The following is a 21,276-nucleotide window of genomic DNA, read 5'->3' as shown; positions in this document are numbered from 1 at the left end:
GTCCGGCGATCCGGACGTCTCGACGGGGAACGTGGGGGGCGGCGACAGGCCGCGGGCGTGGGCGTCACCCTCCGGGCACACGCAGTTCCTGGTCGATGATGGAGAACAGCTCCTCGGCGGAGGCGAGTGCCAGGCGCCGCTCGACGTCCTCCGCGTCCGGTGCCGTGGGGTCGACGTCGCTGATGTCCGGGTCCACGGGGACTGCCGGGTCGACCTGGTCTGCCAGATCTGCCAGGTCTGCCAGGTCGACCTGGTCTGCTCGGTCTACCGGGAGGGCCGGGTCGGCCTGGTCAGGGGCCGGGTCGGCGGGTCGCGGGGACCGGTCCGACGGGGGGAACAGGTCCGCGAGCAGGCGGTCCGCCAGCGCGGCCGGCGTCGGATGGTCGAAGACGAGCGTCGCCGGCAGCGGCAGCCCGATGGCTTCCGACATCCGGTTTCGCAGCTCCACCGCCGTGAGCGAGTCCACGCCGAGCTCCCGGAAGGTGCGGTCGGACCCGATCGCACCGGGACCAGGCAGGCTGAGAATCGCGGCTCCGTGGGTACGCACCAGGTCAAGCAGCTGCCGCCGGCGCAGTGGTTCGGGCAGGCCGGCCAGCCGCCCGCGGATCGAGTCCCGGGAGTTGCCCAGGCTGCCGGGCCCATCGGGCCCACCGCGGGCGTCGGCACCACCAGCCGCGGCCTGGTCTGCCAGGACGCGCGGCGGCTCCGTCGCGCGGGCGAGGTCGCGCAGCACCGCGGGCAGGGCCGCGGCGGTGGTGCGGCGCAGGGCCGCCTGGTCCAGCCGTGCCGGGACGACGACGGCGCGGTCGGTGCTCAGGGCCTCGTCGAACAGGCGCAGTGCCTGGTCCGTCGGCAGGGGAACCAGGCCGGTGCGCGCCATCCGGTCCAGGTCGGCCTGGCGCAGCTGCCCGGTCATGCCGCTGGACGCCTCCCACAGCCCCCAGGCGAGGGAGACAGCCGGCAGGCCCGCGTGTCGCCGGTTCCCGGCCAGCGCGTCGAGCGCGGCGTTGGCCGCGGCGTAGTTGCCCTGGCCGGCGTTGCCGAGCAGGCCGGCGATCGAGGAGAAGAGCACGAAGGCCGCCGGGTCACGGTCGCGGGTGAGTTCGTGCAGGTGCCAGGCGGCGTCGATCTTCGGGCGCAGCACCGCTTCGAGCTGCTCCGCGGTGAGTGCCGACACAGGTGCGTCCGACAGCACGCCCGCGGCGTGCACCACGGCCGTGAGTGGCCGCTCGGGCGGGATCGCCGACAGGACAGCGGCCACGCCGGCCCGGTCGGAGACGTCCGCGGCGACCACCGTCACCTGGGCGCCCAACCCGCGCAGCTCGTCGACCAGACCACCCGTCCCGGCCGCACCGTCGGCACCCGCCACGCCGTCAGCACCCGCCGCGCCGTCGTCACCCGTCACGCCGTCGTCACCCGTCACGCCGCGGCGGCTCGCCAGCAGCAGGTGCCGCGCGCCGTGCCCGGTGACGAGGCGACGCGCGACCAGGCCGCCCAGCCGCCCGGTGCCACCCGTGATCAGCACGGTGCCGTCGGGGTCCAGCCGGCGGGGCGGGACGAGGACGAGCTTGCCGACATGCCGGGCCAGGGAGAGCGTTCGGAAGGCCTCGCCGGCACGCGACATCGGATAGGCGGTCAGCGCCAGCGGCCGCGACGATCCGTCCGCGAACGAGGCCGCCAGCGCGGCGAGCATGCGCGCCGTATGGTCCGGGCCCGGGTCGGTGGTGACGTCGAAGGCCTGGTAGGAGACACCGGGGTACTCCCGCGCGACCTGGGCGGGATCCCGCAGGTCGGTCTTGCCGAGCTCCACGAACCAGCCACCGCGCGGCAGCAGGCGCAGGCCCGCGTCGACCCGCTGCCGGGCCAGCGAGTTCAGTACGACGTCGACGCCCTGCCCGTCGGTCGCCGCGAGCACCTGCTGGTCGAAGTCGGTACCGCGGGAGTCCGCCACATGCCGTTCGTCGAGGCCCGCCGCGTGCAGGACATCCCACTTCGCCCGGCTCGCCGTGGCGAAGACCTCGGCGCCGGCCAGGCGTGCCAGCTGCATCGCCGCCAGGCCGACCCCGCCGGTGGCGGCGTGGATGAGCACCCGCTGCCCGGCGCGCAGCCCGGCGAGTTCCCGCAGCCCGTAGTAGGCGGTGAGGAAGGCGGCCGGCACGGTGGCCGCCTCGGTGAAGGTCCACGAGTCCGGCACCGCCGTCAGCAGCCGGTGATCCGCCACCGCCACCGGCCCGAACGCGTCCGGGAAGAGGCCCATCACGCGGTCACCCGGGCGGATTCCCGGCACGCCGGGGCCGACCTCCGTCACGACACCGGCGCCTTCCAGCCCGATTCCGCCCGGGTCGTCCACCATGGCCAGCGCGAGGACCAGGTCGTGGAAGTTGACACCGGCGGCGCGCACCGCGATGCGCACCTCCCCGGCCGCGAGCGGCCGACGGTCCGCGTCGCCGGCGACCACGGCCAGGTTGTCCAGGCTTCCCCGGCTGGTCAGATCCACCCGCCAGCCGTCCCCGGGCGGCAGCACGAGCCCGCCCCCCGCAGACCGGCCGTCAGCAGGCCCGCCACCCGCCGGCCCGCCGCCGGCGGAACCGTTGCCGGCGGAACCATTGCCGACGGAACCGTTGCCGGTCGGCCCGGCCAGGCGGGGGACGACCATCTCGCCGGCCCGGACGGCCAGCTGTGGTTCGGCGCCGCCACCAGCTGCGGTCAACGCCTCCGCGGGCGCAGGCCCGTCACCGACGTCCAGGTCGAGCAGAGCGAGCCGGCGCGGGTTCTCCGTCTGCGCTGACCGGACGAGCCCCCACACCGCCGCGCCGGCCAGGCTGGCGGGCCGGTCGGCGTCACCGGCCTGGACTGCGCCGCGGGTGACCAGAACCAGCCGGTTGTCCGCGAAGGTCTCGTCCAGCAACCACTGCTGGAGCAGATCGACGGCGGCGCCGGTGGCACGGTGGACCGCTTCCACCGGCGCCGCCGGATCCGATAGGCGGTCCGGCTCCGCGACCGGCGCGGGGTGGAACACCACGCTCGGCGCACCGGCGCCGGCCGCCACAGCCGCGCGCAGCTCGGTCAGGTCTCGATAGTGGGGGACGGCGCCGCCGTCGCCCGCGCCCGCGTGCCCGGCGCCACGCACGATGCTGCCCGCCCGCTCGACGATGGACGGCGGCAGGTCGCCGACCAGAGCCCAGCCCGTGGCCGCGGCCGGCGAGCCGGGCCGCTCCAGGCCGCGGACCCAGCCGAGCCGGTAGGAGCCCGGGCCCGCGGATCCGGGCTGGGTGGGTGCGGGGCGCAGGCTGAGTTCGCCGACCTGCAGCACCAGCCGGCCGTCTGCATCCTGCAGCCGCAGCTCGGCTCGATGGGGGCCGGTTCGAGTCAGCCGCACCCGCAGCCTGGTCGCGCCGACGGCGTGCAGGCTCACGCCTCGCCAGGAGAACGGGAGCAGCGGGCCGTCAGCCACCGTCGTCGGCGCGGCCGACGGCACCGCGGAACCAGGGCCGGGATCCGCGGAACCAGGACCCGCTGGCGCGTCGCCGGGGCCGGGTGTGGCGCCGAACGCCGCGAGCAGCAACGGGTGCAGGGCGGCGTCCAGCAGCGCCGGGTGCAGCGCGAACCCCGCTCCCGGTGGTTCAGGTGTGCCCCGCTCATCCCCCGGGGACAGCTCCACCTCGGCGTACAGCTCGTCGCCGTCCGCCCACAGCGCGGTGAGCCCCCGAAAGGACGGGCCGTAGCCGTGGCCGCGGTCAGCCAGCAGTTCGTACCCGTCGGCGATGTCGACCGGCACCGCCCCGGCCGGCGGCCAGTCCCCCGCGACGTCCACCGACAGCGCGGCGGCCGGCGGCCAGTCCCCCGCGACGTCTGCCGACAGCGCGTCGGCGGGTTCGCGGGCCAGCCAGCCGGTGGCGTGGCACACCCACCCGCCCTCGCCGTCCGGCTCGTCACCCGCGCCGTTCGCCGGGGCGCTCCCGGTGGCGCCGAGCCCGCCGGCCGCGGCAGCATCAGCGCCGCCCGGGTGGGAAGCGCCGCCCGGGTGGGAGTAGAAGGCGAAGCCGCGCCGCCCGGACTCGTCCGCCGCCGCCAGATGCAGCTGGACGGCGACGCCGGATCCACCGGGCGCCGGCGCTGGCAGGGTCAGGGGTGCGGTCAGCGTCAGTTCGTCCAGCCACGGTGTGCCGGCGGCTCGCCCCGCGTGCAGGGCGAGGTCGAGGACCGCGGCCGCGGGCAGCACCACCGTGCCGTGCACCTGGTGCTCCCCGAGCCAGGGCTGGGCGGCCGGCGAGAGGCGGCCGGTCAGGATCCGCTGACCGTCGGGGAGGCGCACCACCGCGGTGAGCAGCCCATGCCCGGCCGCGTCGAGCCCGCTGTCGGCCACGGCCACCGCGGCGGGAGCGACCGGCGGCAGCCAGTAGGACGTCCGGGCGAACGCGTAGGTCGGCAGCGGCGTCGCGCGCCCGGACGGCCGGGGCAGCACCGCCGACCAGTCGGGCCTGACACCGTGGGTGTGGGCCTCGGCGAGGGAGACCATGAACCGGTCGAGGTCGCCCTCGCCCCGGCGCAGGGTTCCGACGGCCGCCGCGGTGACCCCGTGCGCCTCGGACGTCTGCATGCTGCTGACAGTCAGGACCGGGTGCGGGCTGATCTCGATGAGCACCCGGTGCCCGGCGTCGAGCAGCGCGCGGCAGGCCTGCTCGTACCGCACCGGTTCGCGCAGGTTGCGGTACCAGTACTCGGCGTCGAGCCCGCGGCCGTCCGCACGCGCCCCGGTCAGCGTGGAGTAGAAGGGAACCGAACCGGTGGACGGCGTGAGGCCTTCCAGCGCGGCGAGCAGCTCGGCGCGGACCTCCGCCACGTACGGGCTGTGCGAAGGGTAGTCGACCGGCACCCGGCGCGCGTGCACCTTCGCCCGCTCGCAGGCGGCGAGCAGCGCGCCGAGCGCCTCGTCGGCACCGGAGACGACGGTGCTGTCCGGGCCGTTGACCGCGGCGATCGACAGCCGGTCCGGCCAGTCCGCGAGCAGTTCGGTGGTTCGTGCCGCCCCGACCTGCAGAGCGACCATGCCGCCCCGGCCGCGCAGCCGGCCCAGCACCCGGGCCCGCAGCGCGACGACGCGCGCGGCGTCGGCGAGGCTCAGCACGTCGGCGACGGCCGCGGCGGCGATCTCGCCCTGGGAGTGCCCCACCACCGCGTCCGGCTCGACCCCGTGCGCCCGCCACAGGGCTGCGAGCGACGTCATCACCGCGAACAGCGCGGGCTGCAGCACCTCGGCCCGGTCCAGCGGTGGCGCGTCCGCCGAACCGGTGATCACGTCGAGCAGGTTCCAGCCCACATGCGGCCGCAGCGCGTCGTCACAGGCCCGCATCCGGTCGCGGAAGACCGCCGAGGAGTCGAGCAGCCCCGCGGCCATGCCCTCCCACTGTGCACCCTGCCCGGGGAAGACGAACGCGATCCGGCCCGCCAGCGCCTGGCCTCGCACGACCCGCGGCAGCCGGCCGGAGATCGCGGTGACCGCATCGCTCGAGCCAGCACTCGATCGATCACTCGATCGATCGCCAGACGCCCCGCCCGACGCGTCCGCCACGTCCGCGGGCAGGAGCCCCGCCAGCCCGGTGAGGAGCTCCTCCCGGGTGCGGGCGACGACCGCGGCCCTGCTGGGGTGCGCCGTGCGGGTCGTGACCAGCGCCTGAGCGAGCGCCGCCAGCGGCGTCTGCTCCTCCCGGCGCAGCTGGTCGACGAGGCGGGCGGCCTGGCCGGCCAGATCATCCGGACGGGCCGCGGAGAGCACGAACGGCATCGCCGTGGTCACGGCGGACGGACCGACAGCCCCGGCGCCGGCCGCTCCGGCGCCGGCCGCTCCGGCGCCGGCTGGCTGCGCGGCCACGTCCGGGAGCGGATCGCCCTGCTCCACGATGACATGCGCGTTCGTGCCGCTGATGCCGAACGACGACACACCGGCGCGCCGGGGGCGACCGGCCCGCACCGGCCAGGCGACCGGTTCCGTCAGCAGCCGGACCGTGCCGGCGGACCAGTCGACATGCGGGGTCGGCTCGTCCACGCCCAGCGTTGCCGGCAGCAGCTCATGGCGCAGCGCCTGCACCATCTTGATGACCCCGCCGACACCCGCCGCGGCCTGCGGGTGGCCGAGGTTCGACTTGAGCGACCCCAGCCACAGCGGACGTCCACCGTCTCGCGCACCGTAGGTCGCGATGATCGCGTCGGCCTCGATCGGGTCCCCGAGCGTGGTCCCCGTGCCGTGCGCCTCCACCGCGTCGACATCCGCCGGGGCGAGCCCGGCGTCGCCCAGGGCACGACGGATCACCCGCTCCTGCGACGGGCCGTTCGGGGCGGTCAGCCCGTTGCTCGCGCCGTCCTGGTTCATCGCGCTGCCCCGCAGGACGGCCAGCACCGTGCGACCGTTGCGGCGGGCATCGCTCAGCCGCTCCAGCAGCAGCAGGCCCGCGCCTTCCGCCCAGGCCGTGCCGTCGGCGGCGGCCGCGAACGGCCGGACGCGGCCGGCGGGCGACAGCCCACGGTGCCGGCTGAACTCGATGAGCAGGCCCGGGGTGGCCAGGACGGCCACCCCGCCGGCCAGCGCCAGATCGCACTCGCCGGCCCGCAGCGCCGCGCAGGCCTGGTGCATCGCGACCAGCGACGACGAGCAGGCGGTGTCCACGGTCACCGCCGGCCCCTCGAGGCCCAGCACGTAGGCCAGCCGGCCGGACACGACACTGCCCGTCGTCCCGGTCAGGACATAGCCGGCGACGTCCCCGCGGGCCTCATGCAGACGTGGGCCGTAGTCGGCCGCCATGGCACCGACGAACACCCCGGTCGCCGAGCCACGCAGACTGGCGGGAACGATCGCCGCGCGTTCCAGGGTCTCCCAGGCGACCTCCAGCAGCACCCGCTGCTGCGGGTCGAGCGCCAGCGCCTCCCGTGGACTGATGCCGAAGAACTCGGGGTCGAACATGTCCGCGTCGGCGAGGAACCCGCCGCGCCGGGTGTAGGATCTGCCCGGCCGCGGCTCGGGCCCGGGGTGATACCAGTCGAGCCGGTCCCAGCCGCGGACCCGCGGGACCTCTCCGGTGGCGTCCGCGCGGTCGACGACCAGGCGCCACAGGTCCTCGGGCGAGCGGACACCCCCGGGGTAGCGGCAACCCATCGACACGATGGCGATCGGATCCCGCGACAGCGTCTCGTTCTCGTCCCGGCGCCGGTCCTCGTCGCGACCCGCCGTCTCGTCCCGGTACGTGATCTCAGGTCGGCGGGCCCCGCCGCCCGCCGCGCCCGGTGCCCGACGCGATGTCGGCTCAGGACGCAGCGTCAACCTCAGGTGGCGGGCGAGCCGGCGCGCCGTGGGCTGGTTGAACAGCAGTCCGCTCGGCAGCCGCAGGCCGGTGGCCGCGGCCAGCCGATCACGCAGGCGGACGGCCGTCAGCGAGTCGAGGCCCAGGTCGTCGAACGGGCGGTCCGGGTCGACGGTGGACAGGTCGGCGTGCCCGAGGACCCGCGCCGTCTGCTCCCGCACCAGGTCGAGGAGGGCCGCGTCCGCCGCCGAGGGCGTGAGGCCGCCCAGCCGGTCGCGAAGCGCCTCGGCTCCCGTCCCCGGCCCGGCACCCCGCGCACCTGGAGCAGCCGGGACACCCAGGACAGCCGAAACAGCCGGGACAGCCGGGACAGCCGGGACAGCCGGCGACCCGGAGACTTCCGGTGCGTCCGCGGCATCCGGCAGGACCGGGCCGGCGGAAAGATCCTGGACGCCCTCCGAATCCGTGAGGTCCGCTGCCCCCGGCACATTCGCCGAGGCGGGGACGGCCACGCCGGGCCAGTGACGCGTGCGCTGGAACGGATAGGTCGGCAGGGCGACCCGCCGCGCGGTGCCCGGGCCGAAGCAGCCTCGCAGATCGACATCCACCCCCGCGACCAGCGCCTCGGCCACCGAGGTCAGCATCCGCCGGGGGCCACCGTCGTCCCGGCGGAGCGACCCGATGACCGTCACCGGACCGATCTCGGAGCGCTCCGCCTCGTCGTCGGCGGTGTCCCGCACGCTGGCGGCCAGCACCGGATGCGGGCTGACCTCGATGAACACGCGATGCCCCGCGGCGAGCAACGCCCGGGTGGCGGCCTCGAAGCGAACGGGCTCGCGCAGGTTGCGGTACCAGTAGGCGGTCGTGATGCCGGCGGCGTCGAGCCGGCCGCCGCTCACCGACGAGTAGAACGCGACGCGCCCCGCACGCCCGGTGGGACGGGCCGCGCCGAGATCGCCGAGATCGGCGAGGAGGCGGTCCCGCAGCTGCTCCACCTGCGGAGAGTGCGAGGCGTAGGTCACCGGCAGCCGCTGCGCGCGGATGCCGTCGGCCTCGCAGGCCGCGACGAGCCGGGTGAGCGCCACGGGCTCCCCCGCGACCACGCTTGACGCGGCACCGTTCGCGGCGGCGACGTGCAGGCCGTCGAACTCTCCGGCCAGGCCGCCGGACCGCGCTTCGGCCAGCCAGGTCTCGACGGCCTCGGAGCCCAAGGCTACCGCGACCATCCCGCCCCGGCCGGTCAGCGCACGCAGGGCACGGGCACGCACCGCCACGATCCGCGCGGCCTGCCGCAGGGAGAGCACGCCGGCGACACAGGCCGCGGCGATCTCGCCCTGGGAGTGCCCGACGACAGCGGCGGGGCGCACCCCGTAGGACCGCCACACCTGGGCCAGGGAAACCATCACGGCGAACAGCAGCGGCTGGACGACATCGACCCGCTCCAGGTCGGGGAGCTCGTCCCGGCCGCGGAGGACCCGCGCGGGCCGCCAGTCGAGATGCGGTTCGAGCGCGTCGCCGCACGCCACCAGCTGACGGCGGAAGACCTCGGACGTGTCCAGCAGGCCGGCGAGCATCCCGGCCCACTGCGAGCCCTGCCCGGGAAAGACGAACACGGTCCCGCCGGACCTCCCGGACGGCTCCGCACCGGCGTCCCCGCCCGCCCACGCGACGTCGTCCGAGTGCCGGGCCTCGCCCGGCTGCCGGACGGCGGTCGCCCGCCCGACGACGGCCGCGGGCCCAGGGGCGTGTCGTGCCAGCGCGTCGAGCTCGCCCAGCAGCTGGGCCCGGCCGCCACCGAGCAGGACCGCCCGGTACTCGAACAACGACCGAGTGGTGGCCAGGGAATGACCGACATCCCGCATGGACCAGTCCGGCCGGCCCGCGAGGTGCTCCCGCAGCCGGGTGGCCTGCGCCGCCAGCGCCGCCTCATCCCGGGCCGACAGCACCCAGGGCATCGGACAGGCCGCGGCGCCCTCCACGTCTTCCGACCCGTCCGCGTACTCCGTACCCTCCGCGAGTTCCGCGCCGGCCGCGGCCGCGTCGAGCGCGTCGCGGGCGTCGCGGGCGCTCCCCAGCTCGATGATCTCGGAGTCGTCCTCGAGCCCGCCACACCGATCGGGCGGGGCCATGGGCGCCTCGCCCACCACGACGTGGCAGTTCGTGCCACCCACCCCGAACGAGCTCACCCCGGCCAGCAGCGGTTCCTGGGGGCGGGGCCACCGTCCGAGCTCGGTCTGCACCCGCAGGTTCAGCTCGTCGAGCGGGATCCGCGGATGGGCGCTGTGGTGGTTCAGGCTCGGCGGCAGCTGCCGCGCTTCGATACTCAGGATCACCTTCAGCAGGCCGACGAGACCGGCCGCGCCCTCCAGGTGGCCGACGTTGGTCTTGGCCGAACCGACGAGCAGCGGTCGGCCGGGACGCGGCGACGATCCGAACGCGGCGCCGAGCGCTGCGGCCTCCACCGGGTCGCCCGCCGGTGTGCCCGTCCCGTGCAACTCGACGTACTGGACGTCCGCCGGGTCCACCGCCGCCTGCCGGTAGGCCCCGCGCAGCAGCTCCGCCTGCGCCGCGGCGCTCGGGTGCGCCAGCGACGGCCCGCCACCGTCGTTGTTGACGGCACTGCCCAGGATCACGCCGCGGATCGGATCGCCGTCGGCCATCGCCTGGGCCAGGGGCTTGAGCAGGATGGCCACCCCGCCCTCGCCGCGCACGAAGCCGTCGGCGCCGGCGTCGAAGACCCGGCAGCGACCGGTCGGCGACAGGCCGCCGAACGCGGCGGTGGCCAGCGCACGCTCCCGCGCGAGGTTGAGATGCACCCCGAGGACGAGCGCACAGGTGGACTCGCCACGGCGCAGGTTCTCGGCAGCCATGTGCACGGCCACCAGGGACGATGCCTGCGCCGCGTCCACGGTGAGGCTCGGCCCGCGCAGGCCCAGCAGGTAGGAGACCCGGTTGGCGATGACGGCCGGCTGCACGCCGGTGAAGGTGTGTGGGGTGATCCCCTCCGGTCCGTGGGCGGCCAGTGTCCAGGCGAAGTCGGCGCCGACCGCTCCGGCGAGCACGCAGGTCGCGCTTCCGCGCAGCGTGGCGGGCACGATGGCGGCGTCCTCGATGGCCTCCCACGCCAGCTCCAGGGCGAGCCGCTGTTGCGGATCCAGCACCGCGGCCTCGCGCGGGGAGATCCCGAAGAAGGACGCGTCGAAGCGGTCGACATCGGTCAGGAACGCCCCGTGACGCAGCGGGCTGCCCGCGGGCGGCAGGAACTGCCCGTCGGAGCCGGCCCCGACCCCAGCCCCAGCCCCAGCGCGATCGTCAGGACTGGTTCCGGCCCAACGCCAGGCCGGCATCTCACCGACGCCGCTGACACCGTCGCGCAGCAGTCGCCAGAAGGCGTCCGGCGTCGCCGCGCCAGGAAGCCGGCAGGCCACGCCGATCACGGCGATGCCGTCCGGCGACAGCGCACCATCGCGGGTCCCGTTTCTCCTGGGCGAGCCGAACCTTCCCATGGACGAACCGGGTATTCCCCTGGACGAACTGGACACCACCGTCACTCCCACCTGCCGGCCAGGCGCTCGGCCACTGCGGCGAGCAGTGCCGGCCGGTCAGCATTCAGGTAAAAATGGTCACCGGGAAAGGTACGGACCTCGACGGTCGTGGGCAGCAGAGCCCGCCACGCCCGCAGCTGCGTGGTATTAACGCTGGTGTCCGTCCGACCGCCGTAGATATGGACGGGGCATCCCGGAGGATCTCCCGGGCGATGTCGATACGTCTCGAAAAGCTCGAAATCGGCCCGCAGCGCCGGCAGAAAGAGGCGCATTGTCTCGCGGTCGGCCAGCAGGAGCTCCGGCGTACCGCCGTGGCCCCGCAGCTCGTCGATGAACTCGGTGTCGGGCAGGGCCGCGATCTCCCTGCGCCGACGGGGCAGGTGCGGCGCGGCGGCGGCGCTGAGGAAGAGCAGGGCCGGTTCGGGCCCGCCGTCGGCTCGCAGCCGACGGGCGACCTCGTAGGCGACGAGCGCCCCCAGGCTGTGGCCGAAGAAGGCGAACGGCTCGTCCAGGCCGGGCCGCAGGCCGGCGACAACCGCGTCCACCATGGCGTCCATCCGGCGGATCGCCGGCTCCCGGCGGCGCTGCCGACGGCCGGGCGGTTCCACCGCGCAGACCTGCACCTGCGCACCGAGCTCCGCCTGCCAGCCGAGGTAGGACGCGGCGCTGCCACCCGCGAAGGGAAAGCAGTACAGCCGTATCCGCGCACCCGTGACGCGGCCGCGATGAATCCATGGGTTCCTCGGGAGCGCCCGGTCCGCCGGCACGCCCGAACCGGGCGTCGCCCCCGCGCCGCCGCCGACATCCGCGCCATCGACACCGGGACGATCAGGGACGGCGGCAGCGACAGCGGAGCCGTCGGCGGGTGGGCGACGGGGCCCTGCCAAGGGATTCTCCGATCCCGATATCCCGCCCCGGCCGGGCACGCGTGTCGTCACCCGGCAGACGATAGGAATCGTCGTTGACCGCTCGGAACCCCTAAACCGACGTACCCCTGCGGCGACTGACGACCCCTAATCAGAGGGCCGAGATCGACATCCGGACCATCCTGCCCGGAAACCCCCCGCCCACCTGGCCAATCCGACACCCACCGGGCCGGCCGGCGGGCCCGGTGCCCCTACCGGGACCTTATAGGGGTCCGCATACCTCGCCGCCCGACCGATATGGACCACCTACCCGACCAGAAATTCGGAGTTCTCCCGGTCCATCTTCTCCTCGCCGGCCAGATCCCCTTGTCCGGGTCACCATGCGATGCTTTCGCATATTCCTGTGCAGATGCGCTGGCGGATTCCGGCGGACCCGGCGGTACACCGAGCCGGCCCGAGCAGACGGTGCGCGGGCCTGAGCAGGACGCGAGGCCATCCGGCAGGTGACGAGCCGTGATCTCCGCCCCGGCGCGGAGCGCGGTCCGTCGGGCGGGCCCTGGGAGATCAGTCCCGGGAATGGGGGCCGATGTCCTCGGCTGACGCGGCCCTGTTCCATGCACTCTGGCTCCATGGGGCAGAAGACGATCGACGGCAACGAGGCGGCCACGTCCGTTGCCTACCGGGCGAGCGAGGTCATCGCCATCTACCCGATCACTCCGGCCTCGGGGATGGGCGAGCTCGCCGACGTGTGGGCCGCGGCGGGACGCCCGAACCTGTGGGGCGGGGTGCCCGAGGTGGTGCAGCTGCAGAGTGAGGGTGGCGCTGCAGGCGCCGTGCACGGTGCGCTGCAGGCGGGTGCGCTGTCCACCACCTTCACCGCGTCGCAGGGGCTCCTGCTGATGCTGCCGAACATGTTCAAGATCGCCGGCGAGCTGACGCCGATGGTTCTGCATGTCGCCGCCCGGACGCTGGCCACACAGGCACTGTCGATCTTCGGCGACCACAGCGACGTGATGGCGGCCCGGTCGACCGGCTTCGCCATGCTGTCGTCGGCCTCCCCGCAGGAGGCGCACGACCTCGCCGCGGTCGCACATGCCGCGACCATGCAGACCCGTGTTCCGTTCCTGCACTTCTTCGACGGCTTCCGTACCTCGCACGAGCTGAACGAGGTCACGCTGATCGACGACCCGACACTGGCCGGGCTGCTGGCCGACGGGCACGTCGAGGCACACCGGCGCCGGGCGCTGTCCCCGGACCGCCCGGTGATCCGCGGCACCACCCAGGACCCGGACACGTTCTTCCAGTCCCGGGAGGCGGCGAACGCGTACTACGCCGCGGTCCCGGGCGCTGTCCAGCAGGCGATGGACCAGCTGGCCGCGGCGACGGGACGGGCCTACCGGCTGTTCGAGTACCACGGGCACCCGCAGGCCGAGCGGGTCGTGGTGATCATGGGTTCGGGCCGGTCGGCGGTGCGGGACGCGGTCAGCCGGCTGGTCGACCGCGGTGAGCGGGTCGGGTTCGTCCAGGTCCGGCTGTACCGGCCGTTCGACACCGGGGCGTTCCTCGCCTGCCTGCCGACGACGGTGCGCACGATCGCCGTCCTCGACCGGACGAAGGAGCCGGGGGCCGCCGGCGAGCCGCTGCGCCTCGACGTCATCGCGGCCCTCGCGGAACGGCCGGAGCGGATGCCGCGGGTCATCGGCGCCCGCTACGGGCTCGCCTCCAAGGAGTTCACGCCCGCGATGGCGGCGGCCGTGTTCGACGAGCTGACCCGGGAGAACCCGCGGCGCGAGGCGACGGTCGGCATCGACGACGACGTCACCCACCTTTCGCTGCCGGTGGACGAGGCCGGTTTCCCGGCGGAGGCCGACGACGTCCTGCGGGCCGTCTTCTACGGGCTGGGCAGCGACGGCACCGTCGGTGCGACCCGGACCACGGCCGGCATCGTCGGTGAGCACACTCCGCTGCACGCGCAGGCGTACTTCGTCTTCGACTCGAAGAAGTCCGGTTCGATGACGGTGTCGCACCTGCGGCTGGCGCCGCGGCCTGTGGACGCGCCCTGGCTGATCCGCGACGCCCAGTACGTGGCCTGCCATCAGTCGTCGTTGCTGGAGCGGGTCGACGTCCTGGCAGTGGCCGGGCGCGGTGCCACGGTGCTGCTCAACACCGCGTACCCGCCGGACCGGGTGTGGGACCGGCTGCCCGCCGAGGCGCAGCGCCATCTGCTGGAGAAGGAGGCGCGGCTGTTCGTCGTCGACGCCGACCAGGTGGCGGCGGCAGCGGGCATTCCCGGCATCGTCAGCCCGGTGCTGCAGACCTGCTACCTGCGGCTGTCCGGGCTGTTCGAGGCCGAGGCTGCGGTCGCGGCGGTCAAGGAGGGCGTGCGCGCCGCGCAGTACAAGCGGGGTGAGGACGTCCTGCGGCGCAACATGGCGGCCATCGACGGCGCGCTGGGCGCGCTGCACGAGGTGGATCTGCGCGGCCGCGTGGTCAGCGGTCAGCCGCGCCCGCGGCTGACCGGGAACGTGCCCGAGTTCGTCCGGACGGTCACCGCGCGGATCATGGCCGGTGAGGGTGACCAGCTGCCGGTCAGCGCGCTGCCCGCCGACGGCACCTTCCCGGTGGGGACGGCCCGGTACGAGAAGCGCGGCATCGCCCGGGAGCTGCCGGTGTGGGACGCCGAGCTGTGCGTCAGCTGCGGCAAGTGCGCGATCGTCTGCCCGCACGCGGCCATCCGGATGACGCTGTTCGACCCGGCCAGGCTCGCCGACGCGCCGGCGACGTTCCGCCACACCCGGCCGAAGGACCCGCGACTGGGCGACTACCGCCTCACCATCCAGGTCGCGCCGGACGACTGCACCGGCTGCGGGGTCTGCGTCGAGGCGTGCCCGGCGAAGAGCCGCGAGATGCCGGACCACCGCGCCCTCGACATGGTCGACGCGGCGTCACGCTTCGTCGAGGAGCGGGCCAGCTGGGCGTTCCACGAGACATTGCCCGCGGTGGAGCCGGCGCTGGCGTCGGCGACGACCGTGCGCGGGTCGCAGCTGCGGGAGCCGCTGTTCGAGTTCTCCGGGGCCTGCGCCGGCTGCGGCGAGTCGCCCTACCTGAAGCTGCTCACCCAGCTGTTCGGTGACCGCATCGTGGTCGCGAACGCCACCGGCTGCTCGTCGATCTACGGCGGCAACCTGCCGACGACACCATGGACGACGAATGCCGAGGGGCGCGGGCCGGCGTGGGCCAACTCGCTGTTCGAGGACAACGCGGAGTTCGGGCTTGGGATGCGGCTCGCGCTCGACGCCCGGGCCCGGGAGGCCCGCCGGCTGCTGCGTGCCGAGGGCGCCCTGGTCGGCGACCAGCTCATCGGGGCGATCCTGGACGCCGATCAGTCGACCGAGGCCGGCATCGCCGACCAGCGCGCCCGGGTGGCCGAGCTGCGGCGCCGGCTGGCGGGCATGGAGCACGCCGGGCGGCTGGACGCCCTGCTCGACGACCTGGTCGAGAAGAGCGTGTGGATCGTCGGCGGCGACGGGTGGGCGTACGACATCGGCTTCGGCGGCCTCGACCACGTGCTCGCCTCCGGGCGTGACGTCAACGTGCTCGTCCTCGACACCGAGGGGTATTCGAACACCGGCGGGCAGGCGTCGAAGTCGACGCCGCGGGCGGCGGTCGCGAAGTTCGCGGTCGGCGGCAAGCGGACCCGCAAGAAGGACCTCGGCCTGGTCGCGGCGGCCTACGGCGACGTGTACGTCGCGCAGGTGGCCCTCGGCGCCAACGACGCGCACACCGTGAAGGCGTTCAACGAGGCGGCGAGCTGGAACGGGCCGTCGCTGATCATCGCCTACAGCCACTGCATCGCCCACGGCATCAACATGACCGCCGGGATGGAGCACCAGAAGCGGGCGGTGCGGTCCGGGTACTGGCCGCTGTACCGGTTCGACCCGCGCGAGGAGGAGCAGCCGTTCTCGCTGGACTCCCGGGCGCCGTCGATCCCGTTCAGCGAGTTCGCGGCGGCCGAGTCCCGGTTCACCCGGCTCAGCCGGGCCAACCCGGCGGAGGCCGGCCGGCTGGAGGAGCTCGCGCAGAGCGACATCCTCGGCCGGTGGCGCAACTACGAGCGCGAGGCCGCGCAGGGCCGCGGGCCCGCCGCGGACAGCTGATCCGGCCCGCGGGTCCCCGGTCCGCGGGGACCCGCGGGTTCGCGGTGCCGCCAGGCAGCCAGGCAGCCGGTCAGCCGGTCAGCCGGTCAGCTTGTTGAGGCTGGCACCTGGCGGGCGAGGCGGGCGAAGTAGGACGCCAGCGCGTCGGTGTGGGTCGGGAACACCAGCGGCTGCGGCTGGGTGACGACCAGCCATTCCGTCGTCTCGTCCGTCGCCGTCACCGGCGGCAGGTCGGCCCAGGGCCGCTCGGGCAGGAGGCCGAAGACCAGCAGCACCGAGCCGTCGGTGCTGCTGTGCAGGTCGAACAGGCTGACCTCGGCGGCGTCCGAGAGGATTCCCGTCTCCTCACGGAGCTCCCGGACGACGGCCTCCTGCCAGCTCTCGCCGACGTCCATGAAGCCGCCGGGCAGCGCCAGCTCGCCACGACCCGGGTCGATGTCGCGGCGGATCACCACCAGGCCGTGCCCGCCGTCCGGCTCGACGACGGGCACCAGCGCCACCCCCACCGGAGACGGGTTGCGCCAGGTGGTCTCACCGCAGTCGGCGCACAGCCGTGGCCAGCCCGCGTCGGCCTGGTATTTCGTACCGCAGTGGGAGCAATACGCGTTCCGCATGATCCTCGACCATAGTGCGAGTCAGGCTGGATGTCGCCGCGTCAGCTCGAGTCGGCGGCGAGCACGTTCCCGCTGCCGACGCTGGCCCCGATGGCCGTGGCGCCGGTGAGGCCGCTCCTGTGCCGCGTGTCGCAGGTGCCGGCGCACTCGCAGGACCCTCATCCGCCGGGCCGCGGCGGGATGGGTCAGGCCGCGCCGGATCAGAATGCCCTCGCCACGGGCAGATGCCCCGCGGCACTGGGCCGCGGGGCATCTGCCGTGAATCGGTGCCTGAGGTCAGGAGGTCGGGCGGTTCATGTCGGGGATCTCGATCGGAGTGGTCTGGGTCGAGGTGCCCCCGTTGAGGAACGCCATGGCGATGGCGCGGATGAGCTGGTCGAACAGGTAGAAGTTGGCCGGCATGAGCGGCAGCAGCCCCTCACGGAAGGCGATGTACGACGGCCAGCCGATCTTGATGATGCCGGCCGAGATGTAGTCGCGGGGCAGGCTGAGCCAGTTGGCGATCTGGTCGCCGAGCACGTAGCGGGTGAACTCGTTGAGGAAGCCCCGGGTGAGGCCCAGGTCGACCTCGGAGACGAGACCGAGCAGAACCTCGGCGAGCTCCTGGCCCTCGAAGGTGTGCGTGAGGATCGGCGTGAGCACCTGCGCAGCCTGGGCGTGCGCGTCGTTCCACGTCGCCGGGATGAACTCGTCCCGCACACCGAGCAGCGAGATCGCGACCTGCCACGAGTGGAGGAAGGCCTCCTCGTCGGCGGCCGACATCGGGACCTTCCACTCCTTCAGCTTGGAGTGCACGAAGGTACCCAGGCTGTGGAAGGTGACGAGGATGTCCGCGTTGCTGATCGGGATCTTGTTGGGCTCGTCCGCCACCGCCAGCCAGTTCGGCAGCGTCGGCAGGATGTGACGGACGGTGGCGTGCACCAGCCGCGTCTTGTTCGCGGTGACGATGAACTGGCCGCTCGGTTCGAACGCGGCCAGCTGGCTCAGGTCGTAGCCGAAGGTGAAGGTCTTCGCCGCGCGGTCCTTCATGTCGGCGCCGCCCTTGGACCAGTACACCGACTTGGCCTCGCGCGGGATGACCGTGCTCATGATGCCGCTGCCGAGCCCGTACAGCATGAACAGGTAGGTGTCCTTGCGCCGGTTGAAGTCGGCGGCCCGCTTCAGCTTGGTCATGTCGGCCCACGCCGGCAGCTTGTTGTGGTTCTGCAGCCAGGTGGCGAGGGGCGCCGGCAGACCGGTCGGCAGTGGGTCGTTGTTGTCCACCCACGGACGGATGGCCGTGTTGACCGCGGCCACCTGGCCGTTGTCGAACACGTTGGCCATGATCTGGTCGATCTCGGGGTCCCAGACCCAGTTGGCAGGAGTGCCGGAACTGGTCGCGCCGCCGACGGCGCTCCAGGCCGGAAGCACGTCCGCGACGCCGACCAGACCGAGCGCGGCGCCTAAGGTCAGGACACCTCGCCGATGGAGATTGCTCATTTTTTACCTGCTTCCCGAGAGCGACAGCACGAGGGAATCCTGCTGCATCACAGCGACGCAGCACGCCAACAAATGGGGAGGGCCACTCGTTCGACGAGCGGCGACTGCCAGTACGTTATTCGACGTTCCGGGCATTGCGCAAGGCTTGTTTCTGGACGGGTTCTCCGCGCGCGACAGAACTTACCAATGACGGCGGCGGGCATGGTCGATGAATCGAATCCGAACAGCGCGTTCCCGCCCGACCAGACAGAAGAACACACTGGCCAGGTGAGGATGAGCGCTTCCGAGACCGGTCAGCAGGCGGCCTTTCGTACCGCGGTACCGCGGTACGACGGTCGATTTCCATTGGGATGGCCGGTCAGAGCTGGTTCTGGGATCCCAGGCGAATCTAGTACGCCACCACGGCACACGCCAGAGGTTTGGGCCCATTTTCAACGAAGGCGAACACCACCTAACGCATTCCATCACCTTCCATGGCAATCAGTGAACACCGAGCCCTTTCCACCGTCGCCTCAGGATCGCGACATCCCCTACCTGGCAGCGCAGGACAGAAAAGGCTCATCGCATCCACCTGAAAAGGTCACCCGAATCAGCCCTCACCGGTCTGCCGACACCCGGCCCCCTCTCGGTTCGCGACGTGTGCGCGGCCGAGCGGGTCGGCCCGACCGATCCCGCCGGCCCGGCCGACTCAGACGGCTTGGTCGACGCAGAGATCCTGGTTCTCCCGAGTGGCTTGGCCAGCACCCGCGGCCGAGCTCGGCCCTCGTGGGGGCAGCGGTGATCGCGCCGCGCGGCAGGTGGGCACCCAGTTCCACCACAACCCGTCTCATATCTCATATGTTTGATAGGCAGCGCTGCGACCGGCCGCTCACACATCCCGCGGCGGGCGACCAGGAAGGGCGGCACATGACCAGGCCAGCCGGAACACCACGCACCCGCCGCGGCACTCCGCTGCCGCGAGCACCCCAACTCGCCGACGAGGTCGCCGCGCACCTGCGCGACCTCATCATGTCCGGCGAGATCTGGCCCGGCCAGTACATCCGCCTCGACGACGTCGCCCGCGAACTCGGCGTCAGCGTCACCCCCGTCCGCGAAGCCCTCGTCCGCCTGCGCAGCGAGGACATGGTCGAACTCGAACCCCGCCGCGGCTACGTCGTCACCCCCCTGTCCCAACAGGACGTCCGCGACCTGTTCAACCTCCAGGGCCACATCGCCGGCGAACTCGCCGCCCGCGCGGCCACCACCATCGACCCCCCACACCTCACCCAGCTCCACGACATCCAACAAGCACTCCGCAACGCCGTGGAAACCGAGAACGTCGACCAGATCGAACAACTCGAGTTCGAGTTCCACCGGGTCATCAACCGGCTCGCCCACGCCCGCAAACTCTCCTGGTTCCTCCACACCGCCAACCGCTACACACCCGCCCGCTTCTACTCCACCGACCAGGCCTGGCGCGCCGACATGCTCCAACGCCACGACGCCCTGCTCACCGCACTCGAAAACAAGAACACCGAAGAAGCCCGCGCCATCACCGTCCGCCACTTCACCGACGGCGCCGACCGCCTCATCAACCACCTCGCCAAACTCGGCATGTGGTGACGGCCGTAACCGCACGGGCGCTCGGCCACGTGCCCGGGCCCGGGCCCGGGCCCGGGCCCGAAACCGTGCCCGCTCGCAGAAGCGGGCCCGCTGCCCGTTCACCGGCGCCCGTGCCGCAGCCGGAACATCCGCAGCGCGCTCGGCACCGCCTTCGGTGAGCGCTCCAGTGTCATCAGATCCACGGGGCTGGCGAAGCGAACGCTTGTGATCGCCTTCGGCCGGCTGAACTCCCGCAGGCCGTCGGCACCGTGGATGCGGCCGAACCCGGAGTCGCCGACACCACCGAAGGGCAGCGCCGGGATCGAGGCGAACCCGAGCACGCTGTTGACGGAGGCGGCCCCGGTGCGCAGCCGGCGCGCCACATCGAGCCCACTGCGTCGGTTGCGGGTGAACACCGAGGCGGCGAGCCCGAAGCGGGAGTCGTTCGCCCGGCGGACGGCCTCGTCGAGGTCCGCGACCTTGTCGATGACCAGGGTCGGCCCGAACGTCTCCTCCCGCGCGGCGAGGCTGTCGGACGGCACGTCGACAAGCACCACCGGCGCCACGAACGGCGCGTTCACCGCGTCCAGCCCGCCGACCAGGGCCCGCCCCCCGCGCCCCAGCGCGTCGGAGATGTGGGACCGGATGATGTCGACCTGGGCGGGCATCGTGATCGGCCCGTAGTGGTCGCCCTCGCCGTCGCCGGGGCGCAGCCGGGCCGCGAGGGTGGTGACCCGGGAGACGAAGTCGTCGTACACGGTTTCGACGACGAAGACCCGCTCGACTCCGGCGCAGGTCTGGCCGGAGTTGCCCATCCCGCCGAAGATCGCCGCCTTCGCCGCGGCGTCGAGGTCGGCGTCGGCCGCGACGATCAGCGCGTCCTTGCCACCCGCCTCGATCACCACCGGGGTGAGGGTGCGCGCGCAGGCGGCCATGACCCGCTTGCCGGTGGCCGTCGAGCCGGTGAAGGCGATCTTGTCGACGCCGGCCTCGCACAGCGCGGCGCCCGTCTCGCCGAACCCGGTGACGACCTGCAGCACCGGCTGCGCGGGCAGCAGCTTCGCCCACGTGTCGGCGAGCCAGCGCCCGACACCCGGGGTGTACTCGCTGGGCTTGAAGACCACCGCGTTACCCGCCGCCAGGGCGTAGGAGATCGAGCCCATCGGCGTGTAGAGCGGGTAGTTCCAGGGACCGATGACCCCGACGACCCCGAACGGCGCGTATTCGAGGATGGCCTTCTGGTTGGCGGCCAGCAGCCCCGTGCGCACCTTGCGCGGACGCAGCACCGCACGGGCGTTGCGGGCGGCCCAGTCCAGGTGCTCGACGGCCAGCATGATCTCGAGCACCGCGTCGTCGAACGGCTTGCCGGTCTCGGCGCGGATGATCCCGGCCAGGGTGTCGACCTCACGGACCATCGCCAGGCGCAGCGCCGCCAGGTGTGCGCGGCGGCGCTTCCAGCCGATGGAACGCCACCATTCGCCCGCGCCGCGGGCGGCCTCCACCGCGGCGCGCACGTCGGCGGGCGCCGAGACCGGATAGGACGCGGCATCCGCACCGGTGGCCGGATGATGCGTCACTAAGACAGCAGGCTGATCGGCCATGGTGGTCATCGTCAACACCCCTGGGCAGACATCCAATATATTTGGTATCCGGCACGATACAGGCCATGAGGCCAACGCGGGAGACGGCAGCACGCACTGATCCCACGAATTCGCGCGGCCGGGAGACGTCGACAGTCA

At 73.3% G+C, this 21,276-nt stretch carries 7 protein-coding genes; 2 read left to right on the top strand and 5 right to left on the bottom strand.

Annotation, left to right across the window (positions count from 1 at the left end; genetic code table 11):
• Window positions 1-64: 64 nt before the first annotated feature.
• Together ACG83_RS47825 and ACG83_RS38700 are read right to left on the bottom strand one after the other, a co-directional pair.
• Window positions 65-10,801 carry a type I polyketide synthase gene (locus tag ACG83_RS47825; protein WP_054571230.1) on the bottom strand — a complete coding sequence of 3,579 codons (10,737 nt, stop codon included), beginning with the start codon at window positions 10,799-10,801 and terminating at the stop codon, window positions 65-67.
• 41 nt (window positions 10,802-10,842) lie between these two features.
• Window positions 10,843-11,727, bottom strand: coding sequence for a thioesterase II family protein (locus ACG83_RS38700; protein ID WP_158230847.1), 885 nt, complete (start codon window positions 11,725-11,727; stop codon window positions 10,843-10,845).
• Between the two features lie 608 nt (window positions 11,728-12,335).
• Here ACG83_RS38700 and nifJ point away from each other — a divergent pair.
• A complete protein-coding gene (nifJ, locus tag ACG83_RS38695; protein WP_054571228.1) occupies window positions 12,336-15,863 on the top strand; it encodes a pyruvate:ferredoxin (flavodoxin) oxidoreductase in 3,528 nt (1,175 codons plus the stop codon).
• An 86-nt stretch (window positions 15,864-15,949) separates the two neighbouring features.
• Here the strand turns inward: nifJ and ACG83_RS38690 are convergent, their stop codons facing one another.
• Together ACG83_RS38690 and ACG83_RS38685 are read right to left on the bottom strand one after the other, a co-directional pair.
• Window positions 15,950-16,477 (bottom strand): NUDIX domain-containing protein, encoded by a 528-nt coding sequence (locus ACG83_RS38690; RefSeq protein ID WP_054571227.1) that lies wholly within the window; start codon window positions 16,475-16,477, stop codon window positions 15,950-15,952.
• A gap of 276 nt (window positions 16,478-16,753) precedes the next feature.
• Window positions 16,754-17,956 carry an oxygenase MpaB family protein gene (locus tag ACG83_RS38685; protein WP_054571226.1) on the bottom strand — a complete coding sequence of 401 codons (1,203 nt, stop codon included), beginning with the start codon at window positions 17,954-17,956 and terminating at the stop codon, window positions 16,754-16,756.
• A gap of 906 nt (window positions 17,957-18,862) precedes the next feature.
• Between ACG83_RS38685 and ACG83_RS38680 the strand changes: the two genes are divergently transcribed.
• Entirely contained in the window at window positions 18,863-19,558 is a 696-nt protein-coding gene (locus tag ACG83_RS38680) for a GntR family transcriptional regulator (protein WP_054571225.1), read from the top strand.
• 98 nt (window positions 19,559-19,656) lie between these two features.
• Here the strand turns inward: ACG83_RS38680 and ACG83_RS38675 are convergent, their stop codons facing one another.
• A complete protein-coding gene (locus ACG83_RS38675) occupies window positions 19,657-21,147 on the bottom strand; it encodes an aldehyde dehydrogenase family protein (RefSeq protein WP_054571254.1) in 1,491 nt (496 codons plus the stop codon).
• Window positions 21,148-21,276 lie beyond the last annotated feature (129 nt).

Origin of the sequence: Frankia sp. R43 (genome assembly GCF_001306465.1) — a bacterium.
Classification (GTDB): Bacteria; Actinomycetota; Actinomycetes; order Frankiales; family Frankiaceae; genus Parafrankia; species Parafrankia irregularis.
This window is presented reverse-complemented; position numbering and strand designations above follow the sequence as displayed.

What these genes read in the sequence shown, in the direction of transcription:
- ACG83_RS47825 (WP_054571230.1), bottom strand. Translation starts at nt 10,801, where the DNA reads ATGGGAAGGTTCGGCTCGCCCAGGAGAAACGGGACCCGCGATGGTGCG.
- nifJ (WP_054571228.1), top strand. Translation starts at nt 12,336, where the DNA reads ATGGGGCAGAAGACGATCGACGGCAACGAGGCGGCCACGTCCGTTGCC.
- ACG83_RS38690 (WP_054571227.1), bottom strand. Translation starts at nt 16,477, where the DNA reads ATGCGGAACGCGTATTGCTCCCACTGCGGTACGAAATACCAGGCCGAC.
- ACG83_RS38685 (WP_054571226.1), bottom strand. Translation starts at nt 17,956, where the DNA reads ATGAGCAATCTCCATCGGCGAGGTGTCCTGACCTTAGGCGCCGCGCTC.
- ACG83_RS38680 (WP_054571225.1), top strand. Translation starts at nt 18,863, where the DNA reads ATGACCAGGCCAGCCGGAACACCACGCACCCGCCGCGGCACTCCGCTG.
- ACG83_RS38675 (WP_054571254.1), bottom strand. Translation starts at nt 21,147, where the DNA reads ATGACCACCATGGCCGATCAGCCTGCTGTCTTAGTGACGCATCATCCG.